General features: G+C 72.8%; 6 protein-coding genes. All 6 read right to left on the bottom strand.

Going from position 1 to position 6,978, the window contains the following annotated elements:
• On the bottom strand, window positions 1–1,335 hold the full coding sequence (locus tag ACR2FV_RS08670) for an NAD(P)/FAD-dependent oxidoreductase (RefSeq protein WP_434015292.1): 1,335 nt from the start codon (window positions 1,333–1,335) through the stop codon (window positions 1–3).
• A complete protein-coding gene (locus tag ACR2FV_RS08675) occupies window positions 1,332–1,964 on the bottom strand; it encodes a sarcosine oxidase subunit gamma (RefSeq protein WP_434015293.1) in 633 nt (210 codons plus the stop codon). The genes ACR2FV_RS08670 and ACR2FV_RS08675 overlap by 4 nt, the downstream gene beginning before the upstream one ends.
• Window positions 1,957–4,815 carry a 2Fe-2S iron-sulfur cluster-binding protein gene (locus ACR2FV_RS08680; protein ID WP_434015294.1) on the bottom strand — a complete coding sequence of 953 codons (2,859 nt, stop codon included), beginning with the start codon at window positions 4,813–4,815 and terminating at the stop codon, window positions 1,957–1,959. Before ACR2FV_RS08680 ends, ACR2FV_RS08675 begins: the two co-directional genes overlap by 8 nt.
• The gene (locus ACR2FV_RS08685; RefSeq protein ID WP_434015295.1) at window positions 4,749–4,988 is read right to left on the bottom strand and encodes a sarcosine oxidase subunit delta; all 240 of its coding nucleotides are present in this window, start codon (window positions 4,986–4,988) and stop codon (window positions 4,749–4,751) included. Before ACR2FV_RS08685 ends, ACR2FV_RS08680 begins: the two co-directional genes overlap by 67 nt.
• Window positions 4,989–5,007: 19 nt before the next feature.
• Window positions 5,008–6,258 (bottom strand): FAD-dependent oxidoreductase, encoded by a 1,251-nt coding sequence (locus tag ACR2FV_RS08690; RefSeq protein ID WP_434015296.1) that lies wholly within the window; start codon window positions 6,256–6,258, stop codon window positions 5,008–5,010.
• Between the two features lie 7 nt (window positions 6,259–6,265).
• On the bottom strand, window positions 6,266–6,978 hold a 713-nt coding region (locus tag ACR2FV_RS08695; RefSeq protein ID WP_434015297.1), incomplete at its 5' end, for a homocysteine S-methyltransferase family protein.

Here is a 6,978-nt window from a genome sequence, read left to right on the forward strand (position 1 = left end):
TCAGCTCCAGGGGAACGGTGAGTGGCTCGTCGGATGGGTCCGCCCCGCCGCGTAGCGTCCGAAGCGGAAGGGCTCAAGCAGGGCCTGACGGTCGCCGAGCAGCTCGCGCGCCACGAGTTGACCGACGCCGATCATCTTGTAGCCATGGTTGGAGTCGGCGAAGACGTAGGCGTTGTCGGCGAAGACGTCGAAGACCGGGAAGCTGTCCGGCGTGAAGCACCCGATCCCGCCGGAGGGCTGGGATGAGAACAGGCTGCGCGTGCCCTCGAACCGCTTCAGGCAGTGGGCCAGGCCGGAGGTCCACATCCGCGCGAACTCGGCGCCGACCACGAAGTCCGGGCTGGCGGGGCCGTACGGGTCGACCAGGACCTCGTCCGCAGGACGGTCCACCACGAACGGCATCGCTCCGCCCTGCACGCCGCCGAAGCTGACATCGGGCTTGAAGTAGATGCCCCAGAGCCGGTCGGTGATCAGCTCGCCGTCCTCGTCGTCGTACAACGGCGCGTCGGTGTCCACGTGCACGACCGGCGGCAGACCACCCGAGGCGTCGGTGAGGAACGTGGGCTCCACCTCGAGCGTCCCCTCCTGCAAGGACCAGTAGGTCCACATCGGCCGTTCGCGGCTCACGCCGTCGGATCCGGCCACGGTGACGGTGCCGGGCAGGTCGAGCATCGTCCAGACGTCGCGCACCCACGGCCCCACCGCCACCACCAGCTGGTCGCAGGCGATCGTTCCCGCGTCGGTCTCCACGGCCCGCACGCCGCCCGAGCCGGTGACCAGACCGCGGACGCTCACCCCCGAGCAGATGCGGACACCGGCCGCGGCGGCCTTGCGCTCCAGTCCCCGCAGGGATGCCTGGTTGTTTGCGTACCCACCGGAGTGCTCGTGCAGGACGCTGGTGATGTTGCCCGCCTGCCAGTCGGGGAAGATCCCGCGCAGGTACCGCGCGCTCGCCTCGGCGCCGTCGACGAACCTCGACGGGTAGCCGATCGCCTGCTGCTGGGCGTGGATCCCGGCGACGTCGTCGTGCCTCACCTCGGCCGACACCTGCAGATACCCGACACCGTGGTAGGAGAACGCCTCCGGGTCCGACTCCCAGACGCCGACCGAGTGCGCCATCAGCTCGCGCATCGCCGGCTGGAAGTAGTTGTTGCGCACCACCCCGCACGCGATGCCGGAGGCACCGGCACCCACTCCGGTCTTGTCGACGACCACCACGTCGGCGCCCGTGCCGCGGCCGGCGGCGGCGAGCCCCTCAGCGAGGTGCCAGGCGGTGGACAGTCCGTGGATCCCGGCGCCGATCACCACATACCGGGCACGGTCGGGCAGGGTCATCGGCCCCTCCCTCCGGGGCACCACGCGTCGAAACCGTCCGCCTCGATCCCGAGCTCGCGGCCGGCGTCCAGCAAGGCGTCGAACAGGTACTGCCCACTCGACCGCTCGCAGTGCAGCAGGTAGGACCGGGTTCCTTCATAGTCGTCGCGGACCACGTCGGTGACCAGGCGCGCCACGGCGCTGCGGAACGCCGTGCCGTCGGGGGTGGCCCGGTCGGAGAAGTTGATGGCGCAGACCTTCGCGAGCAGCCGGTCGCCGGCGTGGCCGGTGAGCCGCAGCAGGGCCCGCCCGTGCGTGAGGTCGAGGACAGTGGCGAACTCCTCGCCGGGACAGATGCGCTCCGCCGTATGCCGTGCCGTCCCGGGAGCGCCGAGGAGCAGCCACTCCCCCGGCCCGGAGCCGACGACCAGCACGCCGTCGCCGTTGCGCGCGGCGCAACCGAAGGGCACGCCGAGTCGCGCCGCGAGCGCACCGTCCGGCGCGGCACGGACGGCGACCTTCGCCAGCGGGGTGTGGTCGGCCAGTCGCAACGAAGCCGACGAGCGCCGCCCGGAGACCTCCCAGCCGTGGGCGATGACCGGCGCCGTGACGGCCACCGGCCCGTGCGCGACGGGTGCAGTGTCAGGCACGCAGTCGCACCCCCTCGGGGTCCACCTGCGCGAGGGTGGGGGTCACGCGGGCCGGCAGGCGCCGACCGTCGGGCAGGGCCACGGTGACCGTCGTCCCGGGGGCCGACATCCCGACCGGCACGTAGGCGAGCGCGATCGAGCGGCCCAGCGTCGGGGACATCCGGCTGCTCGTGATGCGCCCGACGAGGGCGGCGCCGGAGATGATCTGGCTGCCCTCGGGCGGGACGACGTCCGGGTCGGCGGTCCGCAGCCCCACCAGGACGCGGCGCTGGGTCTCCCGCCTGCGGGTCAGCTCGGGGCGCCCGACGAAGTCGTCCTTGTCGAGCTTGACCAGGGCGCCGAGCCCGGCCTCGAAGGGGTCCGCCATGCCGTCGGTGTCCTGGCCCACGACCAGGTGCCCCTTCTCCAGGCGCAGCACGCGCTGTGCCTCCACGCCGAAGGGCTCGACGCCGAGATCCTCGCCTTCGCGCAGCAGGGCCTCCCAGACGTGCAGCCCGTAGGAGGCGGGGACGTGGACCTCGAAGCTCAGCTCACCGGTGAAGCCGATGCGCCACATGAAGCAGTCCTGGACACCGGCGACCGCCCCGGTGCGGACCCGCATGTAGCCGAAGTCCGCAGGTCTCAGGTCGATCCCCTCGGTCAGTCGGGCCAGCAGGTCCCGCGAGCGCGGTCCGGCGACGTTGATGCTGGCGTATGCGGTGGTGAGCGGGGTGATGTGCACTCGCCAGTCCGGGTGCTCGGTCTGCAGCAGCGCCTCGAGGTGCTCCCAGACCCGCGCCGCCCCGGAGGACGTGGTCGACATCAGGTAGCGGTCGTCCGCGAGCCGCCCGGTAACGCCGTCGTCGAGCACGACTCCGTCCTCCGCGCACATCAGTCCGTACCGCACGGAGCCGACGGCCAGCTTGGACCACTTGTTGACGTAGGCGGTCTCCAGCAACCGCGGCACATCCGGGCCGCGCAGGTCGAGCTTGCCGAGCGGGGTGACGTCGATGATCGCGACCCGCTCGCGGACGGCGCGCACCTCGGCGGCCGGGTCGCCGTAGTGGTCGGGCCGCAGCCACTGGCCGGCGACGAGCCACCGGGCGCCGTGCCGGGAGTGCCACTCGTGCATCGGCGACCGGCGCACCGGCTCCATCCTGCGGCCGGCCAGGGCGCCCAGGGTGACGGGGGCGTAGGGCGGGCGCCAGACGGTCGTGCCGAGCGACTCCAGGGTGCTCCCGACGGCCTCGGCCAGCACTGCGATGGTGTTGACGGTCTCGAGCTTGCCCTGCGAGGGGCCCATGGTGGCGGTGGTGTAGCGCTTGACCAGCTCGCTGGAGTCGTAGCCCTCGGCGGCTGCGGCGACGATGTCGGCGGAGGAGACGTCCTCGGAGAGGTCGACGAAGCCATGGGTGGCGGCGCGGAACAGCGCCGGGTGCGCCTGCACGGGCAGCGGACCCGGGGCGGCCGCGGAGCCGAAGCCGGCCCGCCCGGCCGCAGCGGCGCCCACCGCACGGCCGTGCTCGACCAGCTCCTGCGTGCTGCCGTCGCCGACGATCCCCCCGGTCGCCAGCACGGACGCGGGCAGGGCCCCGCCGGGCCGGAACCTGGCCGCCGCCTGGTCGTAGACCGGGGCGTCCCCGGCCATGTTCAGCAGCGACGTCGGCGCCGTCCACCCGGTCGAGACGACGAGCAGGTCGCATTCGACCACCCGGCCGTCGGCGAGCTGCACGGCTTTGAGGCCGCCGCGCCCGGTCGCGCGACGCACGTCCTGGCCCAGCCGGGCATCGACGACGCAGGCGACGTCGACCCCTGCTCGCTCCAGGTCCGCCACGGCCGCCGCACCCTCGGCGTTGGCGATCAGGGCGACGGCCCGGTCACCGGGCCGGACGCCGTAGAGGTTCACCAAGCGCCGGACGGCGGTGCCCAGCAGCACCCCCGGCAGGTCGTTGCCCTCGAAGACGTAGGGACGCTCGATCAGACCCGCAGCGACCACCAGCGCCCCGGCGCGGGCCTTGACCAGCCGTTCGGTGACGCCGTCGTTGTCGCGCCGCAGGATCGAGACCCAGTTGTCGTCGTAGCGCCCGAGCACCACGGAGTTGAGGCACACCTCGACGCCCGGGTGCGCCTGCGCCGCGGCGCGCAGCTCGCGCAGGGCAGCCAGCTCGGGAGCCCCGCCCCAACGCAGGTGCCCGCCCAGCTGGTACTCCTCCTCGACCAGCATCACCCTCGCCCCGGCGTCCGCGGCCGCCAGCGCGGCCCCGATCCCGGCCGGGCCGCCGCCGGCCACGACGACGTCCGGGTGCGCGTAGCACTGGTCGTATCTGCCCGGGTCGGCCCCCGGGACCACCCGACCACCCGCGGCGAACCGCTCCAGGACCCGCTCGTAGGTCGGCCACAGCCGCTGCGGCGCCATGAACGTCTTGTAGTAGAAACCCGCCGACAGGAAGCGCCCGACGAGCTGGTTGACCGAGCGCACGTCATACCGCAGCGAGGGCCAGACGTTCTGCGGCTCGATCGCCATACCCGCCTCGAGGCGGCGGTGCCCGGCGCGGACGTTCGGCTCGGCGCCCACCTGCACGGTGCACCCCGGGTCGGTGAAGCTCGCGGTCAGGATGCCCCGGGGTCGGTGGTACTTGAAGCTGCGGGACAGCACCCGGATCCCCGACGCCGCGAGCGCCGAGGCGATCGTGTCGCCGGCGAGCCCGACCTGACTCCGGCCTTCCCAGGTGAAGGTCAACGGGCGGCCACGGTCGATCAGCTCCTCCGGCGCAGGCGGCAGCCGGTGCGACGATTGCGGTGTCGTCAAGCGCCCGCCGGCCGGGTCTCGTTGGTGACGGTATGCCGTCGCGCCGTGAAGCAGCGCCGGCACCCGGCCGAGTGCGCCCACCACTCGGTCGTCCAGCCGGCGACGTTGTCGCGGTCGTAGAGGTAGCTGCGCCAGGCCGCGGCGGTGGCGCTCGAGGGGTCGGGGCGGGCACCGGTCTCGCCCAGGTGGCGGAACTCCGAGACGTTGCGCAGCCCGCAGTGCGGGCACGGGATCATGAACACCTCCGCGGCCTCCTCAGTGCCCGACCGCGGCCGCGCCACGCTCACCGACGAGCCGGCCCTCGGCGAACCGCGCGAGGTCGAACGAGGCGATCAGCTCCGGCGTCCGCCCCGAGGCGATCAGCTGGGCCATCGCCTCCCCGGCCACGGGCCCGGCCTTGAAGCCGTAGGTGCCCCAGCCGACGTCCACGTAGAACCCCTGCACCGGCGTCACGCCCATCACCGGCGAGAAGTCCGGTGTCATGTCGCACAGGCCCGCCCACTGTCGCAGCACCCGGAGCCTGGCAATCGAGGGCATCAGCTCCAGGACGTGACCGGCGAGCTCCTCGGTGAACTCCAGCGAGCCGCGGGTCGAGTACGACGGGTAAGAGTCCGTGCTCGCGCCGAAGACCAGCTCCCCACGGGCGGTCTGGCTGACGTAGACGTGCAGCGTGCCCGACACCACGACCGTGCGCAGGAACGGCTTCACCGGCTCGGTCACCGCGGCCTGCAGCGGGTGGGTCACGATCGGCAGATGAACGCCCGCCAGCTCCGAGACCAGGCTGGCCCACCCCGCGGTGCAGCTGAGGACCACCGGAGCACTGACGTCGCCGCGCGTGGTGCGCACCCCTCGCACCCTCCCGTCCCGGACGTCGATCCCGGTCACCTCGGTGTTCTCGTGGATCTGCACGCCGAGCGTGTCGGCCGCCCGGGCGTACCCCCAGTTCACGGCGTCGTGCCGGACGGTGCCGCCGGGTGGGTGGTGCAAGGCGCCCAGGATCGGGTAGCGCGCCTCGGGGGAGGTGTCCATCAGCGGGACGAGTCGCGAGATCTCGTCGGGACCGATGACCTCGGAGTCGATCCCCTCGTGCTTGTTGACCTCGGCGCGCCAGCGCATCGTCCGCAGCGACGCGTCGTCGTGCGCGAGGGTGAGGTGGCCGCGCTGGGAGAACATCACGTTGAAGTTCAGCTCGGAGGCCAGCGACTCGTACAGCTTGACCGAGCGGTCGTAGAAGCGCACGCCCTCGGGCGTCAGGTAGTTGGAGCGCACGATCGCGGTGTTGCGCCCGGAGCCGCCGCCGCCGACGTAGGCCCGGTCCAGGACGGCGACCCTGCGGATCCCGTGTCGGGCCGCCAGGTAGTAGGCGGTGGCCAGCCCGTGCACGCCCGCACCGATCACCACGACGTCGTAGGCCGGCGCCAGCTCGTGGTCGCGCCAGGCCCGTGGCCACGCCTGCTTCAGCAGGCCTGCCCGGATCAGACCCCAGGCGGAGTACTTCGCGCGCACCGGACTCCTAGTAGTCGACGCCGTAGGCGATGTTGTCCCGGCGCAGACTGGCGTCCGTGCCGAGGAACGCGTGCTTGGACATGTCTGCCGAGAAGCGGCTGGCCGGGGGGGTGCGACCCAGGGCCTCGGCCATCGCGCGGATGTGGTGGGGGGCAGCGCCGCAACAGACCCCGAAGTAGGAGACCCCCAGCCCCCGGGCGGCGGCCGTGAACTCGGCGATCTCGTGCCGGGTGCAGGTGAACGGATCCAACGCCACCGGGAACGGCCGCTCGCTCTCGTGCTCGTGCCCAGGGTCGCGCAGCGACTGGAAGCTCGGCTCGTCGGCGTGCGTCCGGTAGGGCACGGGCAGTGCCGCGACGGGCACGTCCACCGCCGGGATCAGCTCGCGCAGCAGGGGCAGCATCGTGGCCGGCCCGCGGATGCAGTTGAGCCCGACCACGTCGGCCCCCGCGCCGCAGAGGCGCTTGCCTGCCTCGGCCACGGTCCAGCCCTCGCGGGTCGTCGGCGCCCGGTGCACCGCGAGGGTGATCACCGAGGGGAGCCCCGCCGCCCGCACGACCTCCAGGGCGATCAGCGCCTCGCCGGCCCAGCTGAAGGTCTCGCCGATCACGTAGTCGACACCGGCGTCCTTCGCCCAGCCGACCTGCTCGGTGAACATGTCCCTGACCTGGTCGGCGGACGAGGCGTTGTCGGGCTCGAACACGTTGGTGTTGCAGATGT

The sequence above is a fragment of the Ornithinimicrobium sp. genome, from assembly GCF_051004135.1.
GTDB lineage: Bacteria > Actinomycetota > Actinomycetes > Actinomycetales > Dermatophilaceae > Ornithinicoccus.